The organism is Streptomyces sp. NPDC037290, from assembly GCF_055603245.1.
In genome coordinates, this window is sequence record NZ_JBVJVZ010000004.1 from 476847 (window position 1) to 494473 (window position 17627).

The window sequence follows — 17627 nt, forward strand, 5'->3', positions numbered from 1 at the left end:
GTCGTGTCCACTGCCTACTCCCTGGTAACTTCGGGCCGTGATCATTTCGCTCCGCTTAGACCGTGCGGCGCGCCTTGCGCTGATATCCGCTCTGGCCCTCGCCGTACTGCCTGCCGCTCCGGCCACCGCGGCCCCGTCGACGACCCCCCACCTCGACGCCGTGGAACGCACCCTCCGCGAGGTCTCACCCGGCCTCGAAGGCGATGTATGGGAACGGACGGCCGGCAACCGGCTCGACGCCGCACCCGGCGATCCCACGGGCTGGCTGCTGCAGACCCCCGGGTGCTGGGGCGACGCGCAGTGCCGTGACCGCGCCGGGAGCAGGCATCTGCTGGCGAGGATGACCGAGAACATCGCCCGGGCAACCCGCACCGTGGACATCTCCAGCCTCGCGCCCTTCCCGGACGGCGCCTTCCAGGACGCGATCGTCGCCGGCCTGAAGTCCTCCGTGGATGCCGGGCACCACCTGAAGGTCCGAGTCCTCGTCGGCGCCGCACCCGTGTACCACCTCAATGTGCGCCCCTCGAAGTACCTGGACGACCTGCGCACCAAGCTCGGTCCCGCGGCGGACGCCCTCACCATCGACGTCGCCTCCATGACGACGTCGAAGACCGCCTTCTCGTGGAACCACTCCAAACTCCTGGTCGTCGACGGGGAGACCGCGATCACCGGCGGCATCAACGACTGGAAGGGCGACTACCTCGACACCGCGCACCCCGTGACGGACGTCGACCTGGCCCTGTCCGGCCCCGCGGCCGGCACGGCCGGCCGCTACCTGGACCAGTTGTGGGACTGGACCTGCCGCAACCGGACCAACGCCGCGATCGTCTGGTACGCCACCTCCGGCGGAGCGGACTGCCAAGCCGGCATGGAGCGGGACACCAACCCCCGTGTCGTTCCCGCCACCGGTGACGTCCCGGTCGTCGCCGTCGGCGGGCTCGGCGTGGGCGTCAAGGAGTCCGACCCCGACTCCGCCTGGCGCCCCTCCCTGCCGGACACCGCCGAGACCCGGTGCGTGGTCGGCCTGCATGACAACACCAACGGCGACCGCGACTACGACACGGTCAATCCCGAGGAGAGCGCCCTGCGTTCGCTGATCTCCAGCGCAACCGGGCACATCGAGATCTCCCAGCAGGACCTCAACGCCACCTGTCCGCCGCTGCCCCGCTACGACACCCGCGTCTACGACGCCCTGGCCGCGAAGCTCGCTGCCGGGGTCAAGGTGCGCATCGTCGTCAGCGACCCCGCCAACCGCGGGGCCGTCGGCAGCGGAGGCTACTCGCAGATCAAGTCGCTCTCCGAGATCAGCGACGTGCTGCGCAGCCGGCTCGCCCGGCTCACCGGGGACGAGCAGAGTGCCCGGGCTGCCCTGTGCGGCAACCTCCAGCTCGCCCCGTTCCGCGGCTCCGCGAGCGACAAGTGGTCCGACGGCCACCCCTACGCGCAGCACCACAAGCTGATCGCGGTCGACGGCTCGGCGTTCTACATCGGTTCGAAGAACCTCTACCCGGCGTGGCTCCAGGACTTCGGCTACATCGTGGAGAGCCCGGCCGCCGCCCGGCAGCTCGATGGCGCACTGCTCCAGCCGCAGTGGAACCACTCCCGGTCGTCGGCGACCGTCGACTACGAGCGGGGGATCTGCCGGATCTGACCGGGCCCCTCGTCCGTCACCGCCCGGCGCGTACGGAGCGGTCGAAGTGCTTGATCTCTGACACGAGGACATCCCGGCCGACGGGCGTGGTCCAGAAGGGTGGCGTGGAGATGGAGCCGATCCGCCAGCCCTGGCTCGAGTTCACGATGCGGATCATCCCCGCCTCCGCCTGCATCGAGTCGAGGTCGAAGTCCTCATGGCCGGCATCCGGACTCTGGAGCCAGAGCGCCAGGTGGTACCCAGCTCGGCAACGGGGAACTGCTCCTCGGACTGCACGGCCCGCCCCTGCTCCCAGAGGGACAGCTCAGCCAAGGTCGAAATCCTTCGCGTCGCGCCATGTTGCGGGAGGGGGTGGCGGCATCCCGCCGCGGTGCGGCCGCCCTCCGACTCGGCTCTTGCTGCACCTATCGAGATTCGATAGATTTCAATCGTAGGTCGATGGAGGGATGGGCCGTGGGAAAGCTGACAGTGCGGGCGCTGCGCGCCGTGCTCGTGGTGGTGCTCACCGGCTCCCTGTTCGTACAGGCGTTGATGGTGTGGACGTTGGTCAGCGGGAGCGACCCGGAGGGCGGGTCGCTCCCGCTGACCCCGCTGCGCTTGATCACGATCCTGGGCATCGGGACGGCCCAGGTCGTCCTGGTCTGTGTGTGGCGACTGGTGACGATGGTGCGACGCGGAACGGTGTTCTCCCACGGCGCCTTCCGGTACGTGGACGTCATCATCGGCGCGATCGTTGCGGCTGCTCTCCTGTGGTTCGCGGTCACGGCCCTGAATGCACCCGGCCAGCGGGACGACCCGGGCGTCACCCTCATCATGGGCGGGATTGGCGTGGCCATCCTCGGAGTCGCGCTCATCGTGCTCGTGCTGCGGATGCTGCTCGCCCAGGCCGTCACCCGCGACGCCGAAGCGTCGCAGATGCAGGCCGAGTTGGACCAGGTGATCTGATGCCGATCGCCGTCGACATCGACGTCATGCTGGCCAGGCGGAAGATGTCCGTGGGCGAACTCGCGGACCGCGTAGGGATCACGCCCGCCAACCTGGCGGTACTCAAGAACGGCCGCGCGAAAGCGGTGCGCTTCGCGACGCTCGCCGCGCTCTGCGAAGTGCTCGAGTGTCAGCCGGGCGACCTGCTGCGCTGGGAGGCCGAGGACACCGCGGGCGAATGAACCGTGCCCGCCGCCGCGCCATCGCCGATCCCTCTTGCCTTTGAGTGACTTTGCGTGTGCTCCGGGGCCGTACCCGGGGAGATCGCGGGCTGCTGGAGCGTCCGGCCGAGGTGCCCGACCCTCGCGGTCAGCGCGGCGTACGGCACGGCTCTGGTCGTCATGCTTGCGCTGACCGCATGCGCGGTTCTGGAGACCCGGCCGGGACGACGCGGACCAGCGGCGACGCCGGGTGACACAAAGGCAGAAGTCGACAGCGCCGCCCTGTACCCGTTGCGCGGCGGTCTCGGGGCCCCACACCCAGGTCCGTCGGTCAGGTGCGGTCAGCCCGACGGCGGCGAAGGACAGCGCCCGTCCCAACGCCCCCAGCGACGCCACGTGCTGCAGTCGATCCGTCGGGCGATGTGCCACGCCCACGGCATCGAAGACGTCCTGCCCGTGTGCCCAGGTTTCCATCAGGCGAAGGGGCACCATCGGGGCGCTGCGCCGCCGTCGAGGAAGCACGGTGGCCCCGTGGTGCCACGAGCCCCACCACCGAGTGGGCGGACTCCGGTGACATCGGAGTGCTTTCGCAGAGGCGAAGTCATGGCTGGACGCTGGTTTTGCCCCCGGCGGAGGGCGAGCCGGCACACCTCAGAATCGGTATGGGGGAGGCGTTGGGCCGGTCGAGGTCGCGCCGTAAGCTGCGTCGGGTTTTGATTCACGGGAGGCGTGGGTGGGGCGGGACATGGTCCTCGGTGGCCGGTACGAGTTGGTCGAGAAGCTCGGTCAAGGTGGCATGGGAACGGTCCATCGCGGGGTGGATCAGCGGCTGCGCCGCACTGTCGCGGTGAAGCTGCTCTCCTCGGTGCTGGCCCATGATCCGCAGTCGCGAGCCCGATTCCGGCGCGAGGCGCACGCGGCTGCCGCGCTGAACCATCCAGCGGTGGCCACCATCCACGACGTCGGCGAGGAGCCGCACCCGGATGGCCCACGCCCCTACCTGGTCATGGAGTACGTGCAGGGCACCACCCTCGCCGAGGTCCTGCGCGACGGCCCACTGCCGGTCGCCGAGGCCGTCAACGCGGCATGCGCGGTGCTGGACGCGCTGCGGCACAGCCACGAGTGCGGGATCGTGCACAGGGACATCAAGCCCTCGAACATCATGCTCACCGGACCCGCCACCGTGAAGGTCCTCGACTTCGGCATCGCCAAGGCTTTCACCGAGACCGCCACCCGCATCACGGGGAGCGGTGCGGCGATCGGGACTCCGGCCTACCTTTCCCCTGAGCAGATCAACGGGTCGGAGATCGACCATCGAGCCGATCTGTACGCGATGGGGTGTCTGCTGCACGAACTGCTGACCGGGCAGCCGCCGTTCCGTGGCGCATCGCCCTTCGCCATCATGCATCAGCACCTGTTCGCCGCACCCGAACCGGTCTCCCGGCTGAGGCCGCAGATACCACCGGCGGTGGAGGCGGTGATCCTGCGCGCCCTCGGCAAGGACCCGAAGGAACGGTTCGCCGATGCCGGGCAGATGCGCGCAGCCCTCGCCGACGCCCTGACACAGGCCTCCATGCCGACGGTCCAGGCCACCACGCCCCAGCCCCCGGCGACGCGATCCGGCGGCCGAACCGCTCGCCGGGACACGTTCCGTATCTCACTGCGCCCGTCCGCCGACAGCGCTCTGGCGCTGCTCGGATGCCTGCTTTCGCTGCTGTGCGCACGTGGCCGACTGGTGGACACCGCTCACTTCGGCTGGGTCGCCATCGCGGCCGGCGTGCTGGGACTGGTGGCGCTGCCGTGGTCGGCACGCCTGTCGTGCGTGGTGGGCTGGGGACCGGTGGCCGAGGCCGCGGCGGTCAACTCTGAACTGCGCCGCGCCTACGTCGGATGGGCCCACTCCTACGTCGCCCTCGCTGCTCTGCTCGCAGTGGCCGCCGCCTGCTGCCTCGTCAGCGCGGCACGCAGCCAGGAGCGCGGCGCCGGCTCACTGATCGCTTTCTGGTTCACTGCCACGGCGTCGATCTGGTACTTCCTCGACGACCTGCACAAGCTCTTCGTCTTCTACCTGCTGCTGGCGCTGCTGGCCATGGCCACCGTGTCGTGGGAGACCGTCGAACCAGTGCGTCGCTGGGCCTCGGACAGACGCGCAGCCCCGAAAGCCCCGTAGGAAGAGACCGCTGGCTTGTTCCGCCGTCGGCGGTGGGAGCGCATGGCTGGCCGGGCCGTCTGTGCCGTCCCGCCCGCGTGGGCGTCAGGCCGTGTGCTGGTAGGCCGGATAGGTGAGGTAGCCGGTGTCGCCGCCCTGGTAGTACGTGGCCTCGTCGACGGGGGCGATGGGCAGGCCGGTGCGGAGGCGTTCTACGAGGTCGGGGTTGGCCAGGAAGCCGCGGCCGAAGCTGATCAGCTCGGCGCCCAGGCCCAGCCAGTGGTCGGCTTCCGCGCGGCCGGCCTGCTTGGGGCCCATCGGGAGGACCGGATTGACGATCAGGGTGCCGGGCCAGGCGCGGCGCAGACCGACGAGCACCTCCTCGTCCGCGGTCACCTCCAGGTGGACGTAGGCGAGTTGGAGTCGGGCCAGCTCCGTCAGCAGCTCGGTGTTGAGGGCGAGCGCGTCGGTCTCCTCGACGCCCCAGAAGCCGCCGCCCGGGGAGAGGCGGATGCCCGTCCTGGCCGCGCCGATCGCGTCCACCGTCGCGGCCACGGCCTCCACGGCGAACCGGATCCGGCCCGTGATCGTGCCGCCGTAGCGGTCCGTGCGCCGGTTGGCGTTGGAGGAGAGGAACTGGGAGATCAAGTAGCCGTTGGCGCCGTGGAGTTCGACTCCGTCGAAGCCGGCGTCGATCGCGCGGCGGGCCGCCTCGGCGTACGCGTGGGCGTGCTGGGGCACCTCAGCGGTGTCCAGTGCGCGGGGCACGGGCGCGGGCTGCGGGCCGGTCGGGGTGAAGACGTCGCCCACCGCGGCGATCGCCGAGGGGCCGACGGGCTGGTGGCCGGTCGTGTCGGGGTGCGAGACCCGGCCGCCGTGCATGATCTGGGCGAAGATCCGTCCGCCGTTGATGTGCACGGCGTCGGTCACGGCACGCCATGAGGTGGCCTGCTCATCGGTGTGCAGTCCGGGCGTGCCCGGGTTGGACTGCCCGATGAGGCTGGGCTGGATGCCCTCGGACACGATCAGTCCGGCCGTCGCGCGCTGTGCGTAGTACGCCGCCATGGACGGTGTGGCGAGGCCGCCGGCCGCGGCCCGGACGCGGGTCATCGGGGCCATCACCATCCGGTTGGGCAGGGTCAGGTCGCCGAGTCGGTAGCTGCTGAACAACGTCGTCACGTGGGGCTCCTTCATCCGTAGCGCTGTGCCCGGACGCCGGGCACAGCGCTACGCTAAAATCTGACACGGATGTCAGAGTCAAGCGGTGTGGCGTGGTTCACCATGGGAGGCAGTCGTGCGGATCGGCGAGCTCGCGGCGCGTACCGGCGTCAGCGTCCGGTCGCTGCGCTACTACGAGGAGCAGGGGCTGCTGACCAGCAGTCGTAGCGCCGGTGGGCAGCGGCATTACACGGATGCCGAGGTCGAACGGGTGCGTTTCATCCAGCGCCTGTACGCGGCGGGCTTGTCCAGTCGTACGATCTCCGAGCTGCTGCCCTGCGTCGACACGCCCAGCGAGGGCAACTACGACGCCGCTCTCGAGCGGATGGCGCAGGAGCGCAACCGGCTTTCCGAGCACATCGACGAACTCGTGCGGACCCGGGCCGCGTTGGACGGTCTGATGGCCACGGCCCGGGCCCATCGGGAGAGGGACGCGGGCGCTCGAGGTGTCCGCTGTGGATCAGCTGAAGGGGCGAGCGTCCCACGCGTTCTGGAGGGCTGACTGCACGCTGTCCCCAAGCACCAGGTGTGTCATCCCGGCTGGAAGGGTGGGCAGCTCAGCCCAGTGAGTCACGGTCTCCTCACTGGTGAGGCCGTAAGGCAAACGGACAACCCCGTCGGAGTCGACGAAGCAGTCCCGGTGCTCCGCCCCGTCCTCGCTCCAGTGCAGAGTCGTGAAGACCATCGGCCTCACCAGCCAGAATTCCTCACCCGACGCCGCATCGGCCTCGGACGCATCGGCACTGCCGGCCGGATACCGGCCCGTGATCGCCGCCGCCACCGGTGTACCGCTCCGAGGCAGCCTCTCGCGTACGTCGACCCACGTCACCACGGTGTTCAGATCCGTCATCTCCACCCTCACTCGGGCACTCGGGTGCTCAGCACATCGTCGACCGGCGCGCGCGAGGGTTGCTTGGGCCAAAGCAAGCAGAGCCGACGGCGTCAGGTGTGTTCCGGCTCGTTCGTCTCCTCGGCGGCTGCGGTCCGGGCGCGACGGCGGCTCAGCAGGGCGCCTCCAGCGACCACCAGGCCGATGGTGATGAGCCTCGCGGCCTGGTAGTAGCCGGACGCCGGCTCCTCGGAGGTGCCGGGCAGCCGGAAGAAGACCCACGCTGCCGCGAGACCCCCGAAGACGATCAGTCCGACAGTCCCCCACGTCTCGAGGGCCGCCCACCAGGGCCCGGGGTCGTGACCCCGCTCGTCGGTCTGCTCAACGTCCTTGTCGGCCACGGTCTGTTCTCCTGGGGGTTTGGTGGCGGTCGCGCGGGAAGACGCGGGGCGGGCGCGGAAGGTTCACCGGCACACGCCGCACGGTCCAGTTCATGGGATCCATGTCTTCCGCCCGCCGGCCGGCGCCGTGACCGCGCACGCCGACGGGACGGCTTTTCAGGGCTTCGATGACACCGCGTCAGTGAGCGGAGAGCTCGAACCCGAGGGCGGTCAGGGCCTCTTCGGCGGCCTGGCGGCGGCAGGCGACTTCTAGCGTGTCAGTGGTCCGACACGATCCGGCGAGGCGCCACGGTCGAGCTTCTTTTCGCGGGTGTGCGCGCGGCCACCACGGCGGCGCGCACACGTTCGACCGCTGGATCCTGAGCCGGGTACGCCGAACCCAGCGGTTCGCTCTCCCTCGCCGAGCCCTGCCAGCGGGTTGCCCGGGCGGGCCAGGGCATCGTTCCCACCGTCAGCGGGCGGAAAGTGCCGAGCTTCCGTAGCGCGGACGTGACTCGCTGGTGCCGGTCGCACCGCACGGTCGTGGACCGGCCTCCGTGCCCCACCTGTCACGGCTCTGGTTACGACAGCGGTCCCAGGATGTCCTGGGACTCGATGAGCCCTTGTTCGCAGGGCGCCTTCCCGTCACCGAAGACGCGCTCGGCCTGTCGGGCCCGGAATTCGAGATGTGCTTCGGCCGGCTTCACGTAGCCGTGGCGGGCGCAGGCCTCGGCGGGGGTGAGGACTTCCGCGGTACGCGGAGGAACGCCGAGCTTGATCGGCGCGATCACCGCGACGGTGGAAGGGGAGAGCCTTTCCAGCAGGCGCAGTTCGACCCCGGCGTTGAGGTGGGCGACGGCGAAGGCCGCCTTCATGACGGGCACGATGAGCATGTCGAGCAGGCGTGACTGGCGGATCCCCGCCATCTCGCGCATCCAGCGGGGCAGGGTGGCGATCGTCGCGATCCGCTGCGCCTTCGCCGCCGCCAGGCTCGCCGGCTTCGCCCAGCGTGGTGCCGGCGGCAGGACGAGCTCGCTCCGTAGGAGGTGGTGCATGGCCTGACGGGCGATCGGGCTGGCGGACAGCTGCGGCCGCATGCGTTCGAAGTACGCGCGGACGCCTGCACGGTCGCGTGGGACGTCGTCGGGAGAACATGTCTGCAGTTCCGCGGCGACGGCGCATGCCTGCCAGTACTCCTGCTCCTCCTCGGCGGTGAGCTTCCCGGGGCCGTACTTCTCGTAGGCGTACAGGATCGAGTGCCAGCCGGTGAGCTGGATCCACAGCTGTGAGGCGGGGTCGTTGGCGTCGTAGGTGCCGCCGTCGTAGGGCAGGTGGCCGATGGCCTTGGAATGGACCTTCACCAGGACGTCCGCGGCCTTGCACACCTGTCGTGAACCGGCGAAGGCCACCATGGCGAAGTAGCGCAGTGTCCGGTCGTAGCGCGTGCGGGGGCGCTGGTAGATGCCCTGGGTGGCGTGGACCGCGGCCACCAGCGGCGGGTCCAGCTCCTCCACCACCACGGCCCGCTGGAAGCCCACCGTCGGCGCCGTCGGATAGCCCCAGACCTTCCACACCACCGAGCCCGGCCCGAAGAAGCCGTAGTCCTCGTGGGGTTCGACCTCGCTGCGCCTCAGCCTCGCCATGCAGCCGCTCCCTGTGCACCCGCGGCGAACGCCGCCCTGATTACGACACTGCTGTCGTAAATATAAGACACGTGTGTCGTAAGCTGGCAAGGTGTCAGCGTCCACCTCCTCGCCCGACAGGCCGCGCAAACGGCGCCCGTACGCCCCGCGCCTGCCGATCGCCGAGCGCCGTGAACAACTCCTCGACGCGGCCCTCGCCGTGATCGTGAGCGACGGCTACGACCGGGTCTCCATCGACGCCATCGCCAAAAGGGCCCAGGTCGCCCGGTCGGTGGTCTACGGCGCCTTCGGTGATCTCGAAGCCCTGCTGACCGCACTGCTGGACCGGCAGCAGGCGCGCGCCTTCGACCGGCTGCTCGGCACGATTCCCCACGCCCAGAGCCTGCGCGACCCTGCCGCGTTCGCCTCCGAAACGGTGCGCCGCATGGCCGTGATGCTCCACCAGGATCCGGACACCTGGCGGCTGATCCTGCTGACCCCGCACAACACGCCCAAGGTCGTCCGCGACCGCATCGAGGCGGACCGGGAGCGGTTCCGGCTCCGGGTCGAGAAGTGGATCTCCCTCGCGCTGGCCGACCGGAGCAACCCGCAACTGGATCCCCAGGTCCTCGCCCACGCTCTGGTGGCCTGCGCGGAACACTTCGGCCGCATGGCGCTCACCGATCCCGGCAAGTTCCCCGCGCCACGCCTCATCGGGCAGGTACAGGCGATCCTCAGAGTCATGTGGCCGACGCGCTGACGGTGTCGGCTCGAACTGACGGGGCGAGTGCCGGTGGTCCCACGTGGTGCATCGGCCTCCCGTCACGTTGCTGCCGCCGTCCAACAGGACCGTCTCCACGGTCGCGGTGAGGGAGAACAGCGGCCAGTGCCTGGACGACACCAACCTCAGCACCACCGACGGCACGCGGTACCGGCAGTACTGCTGCGAGGGCGGCCACCAGCAGATGCTTCGTCAACTGCCGTGCCATCGACCTGTATGTCATTGTGGATCTGGCGCAGTTGGGTGCGGGAATCCCAGTTGCCGCCGGACCAGGCGTAGGTCTGCCAGCCCCACCTGATCTTGGAACTGTTGAACAGTTGCTGGATCGCGTAGTACCCGCCGTACGCACCGGTGCAGTCACGGCCGATCACCGAGGCGATTCCGTCGAAGTACGCCTCGATCGCCGGCAGATCTCCGGACCGCACGTCCCAGTCAAGGCTGAAGTAGATCGGCCGGGCTGGCGGCATTCCGGCCGCAGTCGCCGCGCTCTGCGCCTTCTGGGCATCGCTGACGCCCTGGGAATAGCCGTTCAGCGGGGCGTACTGCGCCATTTCCCAGTTGCACACCACGTCGATCCCGGCGTCGATGAAGCCAGCGCGCTGCTGCGGCTCAGTGCGCCAGGGCCGGCGAGGTACTGGCAGACGAAGGTGTAGCCGGTTGCTCTGATCGTCGAGGGTCTCGGATGCGGATAGGTGTTGAAGTCCAGCCCCCGGCCTGGTGGCGGCCGAGGCGGCCGGCGGGTTGCCCAGGTCGAGTCCGAGTTTGACTCCTGTGCCGACGGTCACGGCCGCGATGGCCGCGAGCATGCGCCGGCGCGAGAGCGGCGAGGGAAGGTGCTTCATTTCGGTCAACTTCCACTCCTGGTCAGCGGTGCACGGGACGCGGGCCGGGATCACGACGACCATCAGGCCGATGGGCTGGTCCGGGGCCCGCCTCCGCCTTGGGCCACAGCAGCCGTCGTGGTCGCTGCCTGCTCAGGGCAGGACCGCGAACCGGGCCGGTGCTGGGCCCGGTGGGAAGCTGCCGTCCCACCGACCCATCGGCCCGCCATGGACCCGAGCCACTTACGCCGTGGTGACGGCGGCGACGGCCATCGTCGTGGCTGCCCCTGCTGCCTTGACCGAACGATTCATCGCTGTTCCTTTCGGTGCGCGGGAATGGCTCAGTGGCGCACGGTGACGTTATGGACACGGCTCCGTTGGCCGTCCTAGATTCGTCCTAGTGCCAGGTCGGCCAGGGGATCGGTGCTGTTTCTGAAGTACCGGGGGGAACATGAGATTTGGCGTGCTGGGGCCGTTACACGCCCAGATCACCGGGCGTGAGGTCCGGCTCGACGGACCGCGGCAGGCCAAGATGCTGGCCGCGCTTCTGGTCGACGCCAACAACGTCGTCGCCAAGGAACGGCTCGTCGCCGTGATGTGGGACGGGAAGGCTCCCGCCACCGCGGTCCGTCAGGTCCAGGACGCTCTGTCCGGGCTGCGCCGCAACCTTGCCGCGTGCGGAGCACCCGGCTCCTTGATCAGCACGCGGCGCGGCGGCTACCAGATCCACCTGGCTCCGGACCAGCTCGACCTGCTGGAGTTCGACCACGAGCGGTACCTCGCCGAACGGCACAAGGTCCCGCTCGAGGCAGCTGTCGCACTGCGGCGCGCGCTGGCCTGCTGGCGCGGTAACGCCCTGGTCGACATCTCCAGCCGGGTCCTGGAGTTGGATGCTGCGCGGCTGAACGAGAAGCGCGCGGCCACGCTCAAACTGTGTCTGGGCATCGAACTCGGTCTGGGGCGTCATCGTGAGGTCATCGAGGAGCTGACCGTCCTGCGACGCGAGCACCCCTACGACGAGCAAGTCGCCGAACACTTGATGGTCGCCCTGTACCGGTGCCGACGACAAGGCGAGGCTCTGCAGGTGTACGAGCGGCTGCGCAGGACGCTGGCGGGCGAACTCGGCGTCGACCCCACCCCGCCGATCCAGGCGCTGCATCGGCGCATCCTGGCCGCCGATCCCACCCTGGCGGCCCCTGTCCCGACGAGCGGCCCCCCTCAGATACGACCGGAAGGTCCTGGCGCGGCGGCCATCGAACCGGTCATGGCGATGCCGGTGCGCCAACTGCCGCTCGACGTCCCCGACTTCGTGGGCCGAGCGGACGTGCTGGCCGAGGTCGCCCGATTACTCGACGCCTCGGAGCCGGACCGGCCTGCGGTGGCCGTCATCGTGGGCGGTCCCGGAGTCGGCAAGTCCACTGTGGTGACGCACGCCGCGCGGCTGGCGAGCCCTGCCTTCCCCGACGGCCAGCTCTACCTCAACCTCGCCGCGACATCGACCGAGCCGCGGGACCCGGCGCTGATGCTGGCCGAGGCGCTGAGGGCACTCTCGATCGCCGGCAGCGCGATCCCGAGCGGACTGTCCGAGCGGGCCGCGCTCTACCGGTCGTTGCTGGTGGACCGCCGGATGCTGGTGGTGCTGGACGATGCCGGTCACGCCGATCAGGTGCTGCCGTTGCTGCCCGGGGCCGGCGGCTGTGCCGTGTTGATCACCAGCCGCACCCTGCTGACGCAGCTTCCCGGCGCCCGGCACATCGACCTGGACGTGCTGAGCCCCGCTGAGGCGCGGGAGTTGTTCACCGGCATCGTCGGGCGGCGGCGGGTGGAGCGGGAACCGGCGGAGGGCGACGCAATCCTCGACTGCTGCGGCAACCTGCCGCTGGCGATCCGGATCGCCGGCGCCAAGCTCACCGGCCGCCCGGCCTGGTCGCTGCGAGTGCTGCGGGAACGGATCGAGGACGAGTCCCGGCGGCTGGCCGAGCTGAGGATCGGGGACCTCAGCGTGCGCGCCAGCGTCGAACTGAGCTTACGGCTGCTGCCGGCCGACGCGGTGCGCGCGCTGAGCCTGCTGGGTCTGCTCGGCGCCTACACCCTGCCCGGCTGGGTGGTCGGCCCGCTGCTGGACCGCTCGGACGCCGAGGAGGTGCTGGACACCCTCGTCGACGCCAGCCTGGTGCGGCTCACCGCCACCGACGCCATCGGCCAGCCGCGCTATCGGCTGCACGACCTGATCAGGACCTGTGCAGTGGAGATCGCCGCCCAGCTGCCGGCGGCGGACAAGCGGGACGCTGTTGTCCGCGTGCTGTCCGCCTGGCTCGATCTGGTCCGGCGCGGCACCGATCTGCTGCCGGCCGGGCCGCTGGCCGCCGCGCCCGGTTCGGCGCCGCGCCTGTCGCTGCCCGACGCGGTCGTGGACCGGCTGATGGCCGACCCGGCCGGATGGTTCGACGCGGAACGCGACAACCTGCTCGGCGCGGTGAAACTGGCCGTGGACTGGGGACTGGACGAGCTGGCCTGGGAGTTGGCGGCCGGCCCGGCGACCTACTACGACCACCGGTGCCTGTACCAGGACTGGGAGCACGGGCACCGGCTCGCGCTGGAAGCGGCCGAGACCGCCGGCAACAAGCGCGGCGCGTCGGTGCTGCTGCGCGGCCTTGGCCAACTGCACATCTACCGGGACGAGTTCGGCGGGGCGACCCGGGCCCTGGAGTCCTCGCTCGCGCTGTGCCAGGACGGCCAGGACAAGCGCGGCGAGGCGTTGTCGATGGCGATGCTGAGCACGATCAGCCGGGTGCAGGGCCGTTACGACGAAGCCGCCGAGCGTGTCGAGCAGGCCCTGGCCATCGCGGTCGGTGAGGGCGACCGGCACCTCGAAGCGCAGCTGTCCTGTTCGATGGCCGTGATGCGGCTCATGCAGGGCGAACTCGACGAGGCGCAGTCCTGGTTCGACGAGGCACTGGGCCAGGCCAGGGCGCTCGACGACGGGCATCGGGTGGCGGTCGTGCTGCGGCGGTTCAGCCGGCTGCACGATCGGCGCGGTGATCCGGACGAGGCCCTGCGCTGCCTGCGGCAGGCGTTGGCCACCTTCGAGGAACTGACCGACGAGCGGTGCGCCGCGTACACGCTGCTGGAAGTCGGCCGTGTGTACGCCGGTCAGCACGACCGGGACCGGGCGAGCCCGGCGTTGGAACGCGCGGCGGACCTCTTCCACCGGCACGGCGACCGCCACGACGAGGCCGCGTGCTGGCAACTGATCGGCGACCTGGACGCCGCCGCCGGCGCCCACGTCCTGGCACGCCGCCACCACGAACGGGCGCAGCGGCTGTGGCAGACCATCGGCGACATGCACCAGACGAAAGCCCAGGAGCGACCGTCGTCGCCGTGACCTGGATGACCTTGTGGACTCGAGATCATGCCGACTGCGTCAACAGGACGGTGATCGGCCGCCGAGTGGCCTGGGAGGCGGCGGCGGGCCACGATGGGCGGCAGCCGGAGGTCGCCGTCGGCGTCGCCGGGCGTCCAGGCCCAGAGCGAGAAGGGGTTGCCGTCACAGTGATCGACACGGACGAGCTGGCCGGGCGGAACGCCGGGTTCGCGGACGGCGGATCGTTCGCCGGCCTCAAGCTCATGCCCAGGGGAAGTCTGACGGTCATCGGGTGCGTCGACCCTCGTGTCGACCCGTCCCAGGTGCTCGGGCTCAAGCTCGGCGAGGCAGCGGTGATCCGCAACGTCGGAGGGCGGGTCACGCCCGCGACACTCCGGACGCTGGAGATGCTCTCGAAGGTCCTCCAGGCCCGCACGGGTGGCCCTCGCCCGGGTGGCGTCCACTATGCGGTCCTGCACCACACCGACTGCGGGATCACGGACCTGGCCGCGTTCCCCGATCTGCTGGCCGACTACTTCGAGGTTCCGGCCGCGGACCTGGCCGCCAAGGCGGTCACGGACCCGGTCGCCGCCGTCCGCGTCGACGTCGGAACCCTCAAGCGGAAGCTTCCGGCCGGGGCCTTCGTCTCGGGGCTCGTGTACGAAGTGGCGACCGGGCTCATCGACGTCGTCGTTCCGCAGGACCGAGTGGAAGCATGACACCGCCCGGCGCCTGCGGCCGGTCCGGCCGGCGCGACCGCCGTGGGCCGTGTACCGGGATCTGCTTCCCGGGCCGGTCGTATCGGCGGGGAGGTGCTTTCTGACATGTGCGACGACCACGGGCGCTCGGCGGCCGAGGCGGCGTGGTCAGCGCCTCGCGCCGCGGAGGGAACGGCCGTCGACCCGGTGACGCTGCCCGAGGTCGACGAGGTCAGGGTCACGACGATGGTCGACAACAGCTTCGACGCCCTGCTGACATCCGCCGAAGGCGTCACCCGGGCGCCGGTGGGCGCCGGACGGACCGCCGCGCGGCACTTCGCCGGCGGCGAGGCCCTCGCGGGGCTGCGTGCCGAACACGGCTTCTCCGCCCTGGTCACCGTCCACAGCGGGAACGCGAGCAGCACGCTGCTGTTCGACACCGGCGCGTCGCCGGACGCGCTGGCGGTGAACGCCGAGCGTCTCGGCATCGATGTCGGCGGCTTGCAGGGCGTCGTCCTCAGCCACGGACACTTCGACCACGCGGGCGGTTTCGACGGCCTGGCCCGGCTGCGCGGGCGCTCCGGCCTGCCGCTGACCGTCCACCCCGCGGTCTGGACCCGCCGCCGCCTGGCACTGCCCGCCGGCCAGGGTCTGGAGATGCCCACGCTGTCCCGGGGAGCCCTGGAACGCGAGGGGTTCGAGGTGATCGAGCGGCGGCAGCCGTCGCTGCTGGCCGGCGGCATCCTGATCACCGGCGAGGTGGACCGCGTCACCGGGTTCGAGCACGGCATGCCGCAGGCACACCAGGCCTGGGACGGCAACGGCTGGCGACACGACCCCACCGTCATCGACGACCAGGCACTCGTCATCAACGTGCGCGGCCGGGGACTTGTCATCATCACTGGGTGCGGCCACGCCGGAGTGGTCAACATCATCCGGCACGCCATGAGACTGACCGGCGTCAGTAAACTGCTGGCCCTCATCGGCGGCTTCCACCTCAGCGGCCCCGCCTTCGAGCCGGTCATCGGCCCGACGGTGGCCGCGCTCACCGAACTCGCACCCCAGCTGATCGTCCCCGCTCACTGCACCGGCTGGCGCGCCCAGCACACCCTCGCCGCAGCCCTCCCGGACGCATGGGTGCAGACCAGCGTCGGAACCACCTACACGCTCAGCGCTGCGGTCAGTGCGGGTGGTCGTGGTGGTTGGGGTGGTCACGGTGGTCGTGGCCCGGGGGGCGCTGGGCCAGGGCCTGGGCGCGTGCGGTGATCTCGTCCGTGGACACGGCACACAAGCCGGTGAGCACATCCTCCAGGGCTGCCAGCCAGAGCCGGTAGTAGTTGTACGGTTCGCCCCGCTCCGCCGAGGATTCCCAGGCGGCGATCCGGGCGATCAGTGCGGCCTGGAATTGCGGCCAGGTGAACGCGCCCGCCTCGTACAGGGTGACGGCCATCCCGAAGGCACGGCTCTCCCACGGCTCGGCGAACACCAGCTCGCCGTTGGAGCGGGGCGGCGCGGCGGGGCCCTCGATGTCCAGGGGTGCGCTCATGGTGCCGCCACCTTGGCCACGCCGACCATCGCGTCCCTCGTCACCAGCGGCACGAGTTCTTCCTCGGTCAGGTGCTCGGTGCCGGCGGGACGCTCGGGCAGCACCAGCCAGCGCACCTCGCTGGTGGAGTCGTGGACGGTGATCCGTACATCGTCGGCCAGCTCGAGTCCCATCTCGGACAGCACCGCGCGCGGTTCCTTCACCACCCGGGCGCGGTAGGCGGGATCCTTGTACCAGCTCGGCGGCAGGCCGAGCACCGGCCAGGGGTAGCAGGAGCACAGTGTGCAGACCACCACGTGGTGCGTGGTGGGGGTGTTCTCCACCACGACGATGTGCTCGCCCTGGAACCCCCCGAAGCCCAGTTCCCTGATGGCGGACGTGCCGTCCTCGAGCAGTCGGCGACGGTACTCGGGATCCGTCCAGGCCCTCGCGACGACCTTCGCGCCGTTGAGCGTCCGATGGTGGTCTCGTAGGTGGTGATGAGCCCGTCCATCGCCTTCGGGTCGATCAGGCCCCGTTCCGTGAGCAACTGCTCGAGCGCCTCGGTGCGCAGGGCCGGTGGAAGGTGCTCGGCCGAGCCGGCGGTGGTGGTCATGAGGCGGTCTCCAGGTAGCTCTCGAACAGTTCGATGGAGAGTTCGAACGGCTCGGCGTCGGTGCCCCACAGGTCATGTGAGTCGAAGCGGACGGAGTAGACGTACTGCGGGTTCTCGCCCAGGAAGTGTGCGTTGGTGTCCGGCAGCACCCCGGCGGGCTGAATGATGTCGACGACGCCGGCATGCCCCCGCACATAGCGCGGGAGCCTGGTGTGTCCGGACGGGGACATGTCCTTGGCGCGCACGCGCTCGCCGACGGCGAAGGCGGGCGCGGTGTCGAGGGAGCGCAGCGTGCCCTCGGCGGTCGGCGCGTAGTCGGGCTTGGCCGGCTGCGGGGCCGGGGGCTCCTCCACGTGTTCGCCGCGGAGGTTGCGCGCGCGGGCGTCGATCGCACCCGGTGCCAGGACGGCGCTGTCGAGGAGCCGCAGCTCTCCGGCGTTGAGCCAGCGCCCGTAGTAGCCGTCGTCGATGTAGTGCGCTCGGTCCAGGCGCTCCAGCGCGTGCCGGAAGGAGTCCAGGTTTCCCCCGGACACCCGGTTCGAGAGGATCGCGAGCGCGAATGCCCGGCTCTCCCAGGGCTCTGCGAAAACAGGTTCATCGCGTCTCGGCGGATGCACGGAGCCCCAGCCCGGGGCTCCTCCCATGTCGGCGATACCATCCATGGTCGGACCTCTTTTGCCGGCAATAGCGGGCATGGTCAGACGAATTCTATTTGGGTGACATCTCCGGCGTCACGGTGTGAGCCGCGCTCCCATCCGGAGCAGCGTTCCCTGGGTGTCCGGGGATGGACGTCACCCCGGTTGCGCCCTGGTCGTGCGGACCGCAGGC

Annotated in this window: 18 protein-coding genes; 9 read left to right on the forward strand and 9 right to left on the reverse strand. The window is 70.3% G+C overall.

Annotated features, from left to right (window positions below):
- The first annotated feature begins 37 nt into the window (after positions 1-37).
- Positions 38-1651, forward strand: coding sequence for a phospholipase D-like domain-containing protein (locus tag ACZ7HQ_RS17150; protein WP_470990170.1), 1614 nt, complete (start codon positions 38-40; stop codon positions 1649-1651).
- A gap of 16 nt (positions 1652-1667) precedes the next feature.
- On the opposite strand, the gene ACZ7HQ_RS17155 is transcribed toward ACZ7HQ_RS17150, so the two are convergent.
- Positions 1668-1796: a hypothetical protein gene (locus tag ACZ7HQ_RS17155; RefSeq protein ID WP_470990172.1), complete on the reverse strand. Its 129-nt coding sequence runs from the start codon at positions 1794-1796 to the stop codon at positions 1668-1670.
- A 308-nt stretch (positions 1797-2104) separates the two neighbouring features.
- On the opposite strand from ACZ7HQ_RS17155, the gene ACZ7HQ_RS17160 reads away from it, so the two are divergent.
- The 3 genes from ACZ7HQ_RS17160 to ACZ7HQ_RS17170 all read left to right on the forward strand — a co-directional run bounded on the left by ACZ7HQ_RS17160 (position 2105) and on the right by ACZ7HQ_RS17170 (position 4966).
- Positions 2105-2596, forward strand: coding sequence for a DUF2975 domain-containing protein (locus ACZ7HQ_RS17160; RefSeq protein ID WP_470990174.1), 492 nt, complete (start codon positions 2105-2107; stop codon positions 2594-2596).
- Complete coding sequence (locus ACZ7HQ_RS17165; RefSeq protein ID WP_133024831.1) at positions 2596-2817, forward strand: helix-turn-helix domain-containing protein; 222 nt, start codon at positions 2596-2598, stop codon at positions 2815-2817. Before ACZ7HQ_RS17160 ends, ACZ7HQ_RS17165 begins: the two co-directional genes overlap by 1 nt.
- A gap of 724 nt (positions 2818-3541) precedes the next feature.
- Positions 3542-4966 carry a protein kinase domain-containing protein gene (locus ACZ7HQ_RS17170; protein ID WP_470990701.1) on the forward strand — a complete coding sequence of 475 codons (1425 nt, stop codon included), beginning with the start codon at positions 3542-3544 and terminating at the stop codon, positions 4964-4966.
- A gap of 84 nt (positions 4967-5050) precedes the next feature.
- Here ACZ7HQ_RS17170 and ACZ7HQ_RS17175 read toward each other — a convergent pair whose 3' ends face one another.
- Positions 5051-6124 carry an alkene reductase gene (locus ACZ7HQ_RS17175; RefSeq protein ID WP_470990176.1) on the reverse strand — a complete coding sequence of 358 codons (1074 nt, stop codon included), beginning with the start codon at positions 6122-6124 and terminating at the stop codon, positions 5051-5053.
- A 115-nt stretch (positions 6125-6239) separates the two neighbouring features.
- Between ACZ7HQ_RS17175 and ACZ7HQ_RS17180 the strand changes: the two genes are divergently transcribed.
- Positions 6240-6665, forward strand: a complete 426-nt coding sequence (locus ACZ7HQ_RS17180) for a MerR family transcriptional regulator (protein ID WP_470990178.1) — start codon at positions 6240-6242, stop codon at positions 6663-6665.
- Here the strand turns inward: ACZ7HQ_RS17180 and ACZ7HQ_RS17185 are convergent.
- From ACZ7HQ_RS17185 to ACZ7HQ_RS17195, 3 genes are all read right to left on the reverse strand, one after another.
- On the reverse strand, positions 6624-7013 hold the full coding sequence (locus tag ACZ7HQ_RS17185) for an AQJ64_40280 family protein (protein WP_470990180.1): 390 nt from the start codon (positions 7011-7013) through the stop codon (positions 6624-6626). The two genes, ACZ7HQ_RS17180 and ACZ7HQ_RS17185, sit on opposite strands and share 42 nt — an antisense overlap.
- A gap of 92 nt (positions 7014-7105) precedes the next feature.
- Complete coding sequence (locus ACZ7HQ_RS17190) at positions 7106-7393, reverse strand: hypothetical protein (protein WP_470990182.1); 288 nt, start codon at positions 7391-7393, stop codon at positions 7106-7108.
- Between the two features lie 560 nt (positions 7394-7953).
- The gene (locus ACZ7HQ_RS17195) at positions 7954-9015 is read right to left on the reverse strand and encodes an oxygenase MpaB family protein (protein ID WP_470990184.1); all 1062 of its coding nucleotides are present in this window, start codon (positions 9013-9015) and stop codon (positions 7954-7956) included.
- Between the two features lie 91 nt (positions 9016-9106).
- Here ACZ7HQ_RS17195 and ACZ7HQ_RS17200 point away from each other — a divergent pair, with 91 nt between their 5' ends.
- Complete coding sequence (locus ACZ7HQ_RS17200) at positions 9107-9754, forward strand: TetR/AcrR family transcriptional regulator (RefSeq protein WP_470990186.1); 648 nt, start codon at positions 9107-9109, stop codon at positions 9752-9754.
- Positions 9755-9900: 146 nt separating this feature from the next.
- Here the strand turns inward: ACZ7HQ_RS17200 and ACZ7HQ_RS17205 are convergent, their stop codons facing one another.
- A complete protein-coding gene (locus ACZ7HQ_RS17205; RefSeq protein ID WP_470990188.1) occupies positions 9901-10680 on the reverse strand; it encodes a glycoside hydrolase domain-containing protein in 780 nt (259 codons plus the stop codon).
- 379 nt (positions 10681-11059) lie between these two features.
- Between ACZ7HQ_RS17205 and ACZ7HQ_RS17210 the strand changes: the two genes are divergently transcribed.
- The 3 genes from ACZ7HQ_RS17210 to ACZ7HQ_RS17220 all read left to right on the forward strand — a co-directional run bounded on the left by ACZ7HQ_RS17210 (position 11060) and on the right by ACZ7HQ_RS17220 (position 15924).
- On the forward strand, positions 11060-13981 hold the full coding sequence (locus ACZ7HQ_RS17210; protein ID WP_470990190.1) for an AfsR/SARP family transcriptional regulator: 2922 nt from the start codon (positions 11060-11062) through the stop codon (positions 13979-13981).
- 167 nt (positions 13982-14148) lie between these two features.
- Complete coding sequence (locus tag ACZ7HQ_RS17215; RefSeq protein ID WP_470990192.1) at positions 14149-14679, forward strand: carbonic anhydrase; 531 nt, start codon at positions 14149-14151, stop codon at positions 14677-14679.
- A gap of 105 nt (positions 14680-14784) precedes the next feature.
- Positions 14785-15924 (forward strand): MBL fold metallo-hydrolase, encoded by a 1140-nt coding sequence (locus ACZ7HQ_RS17220; RefSeq protein WP_470990194.1) that lies wholly within the window; start codon positions 14785-14787, stop codon positions 15922-15924.
- Here the strand turns inward: ACZ7HQ_RS17220 and ACZ7HQ_RS17225 are convergent.
- The 3 genes from ACZ7HQ_RS17225 to nthB are packed head-to-tail and all read right to left on the reverse strand — an operon-like array spanning position 15839 to position 17494.
- Complete coding sequence (locus tag ACZ7HQ_RS17225; RefSeq protein WP_470990196.1) at positions 15839-16204, reverse strand: nitrile hydratase accessory protein; 366 nt, start codon at positions 16202-16204, stop codon at positions 15839-15841. The genes ACZ7HQ_RS17220 and ACZ7HQ_RS17225 overlap by 86 nt on opposite strands.
- Positions 16201-16875, reverse strand: a complete 675-nt coding sequence (gene nthA, locus ACZ7HQ_RS17230; RefSeq protein ID WP_470990198.1) for a nitrile hydratase subunit alpha — start codon at positions 16873-16875, stop codon at positions 16201-16203. Before nthA ends, ACZ7HQ_RS17225 begins: the two co-directional genes overlap by 4 nt.
- On the reverse strand, positions 16796-17494 hold the full coding sequence (gene nthB / locus ACZ7HQ_RS17235; protein WP_470990200.1) for a nitrile hydratase subunit beta: 699 nt from the start codon (positions 17492-17494) through the stop codon (positions 16796-16798). The genes nthA and nthB overlap by 80 nt, the downstream gene beginning before the upstream one ends.
- Positions 17495-17627 lie beyond the last annotated feature (133 nt).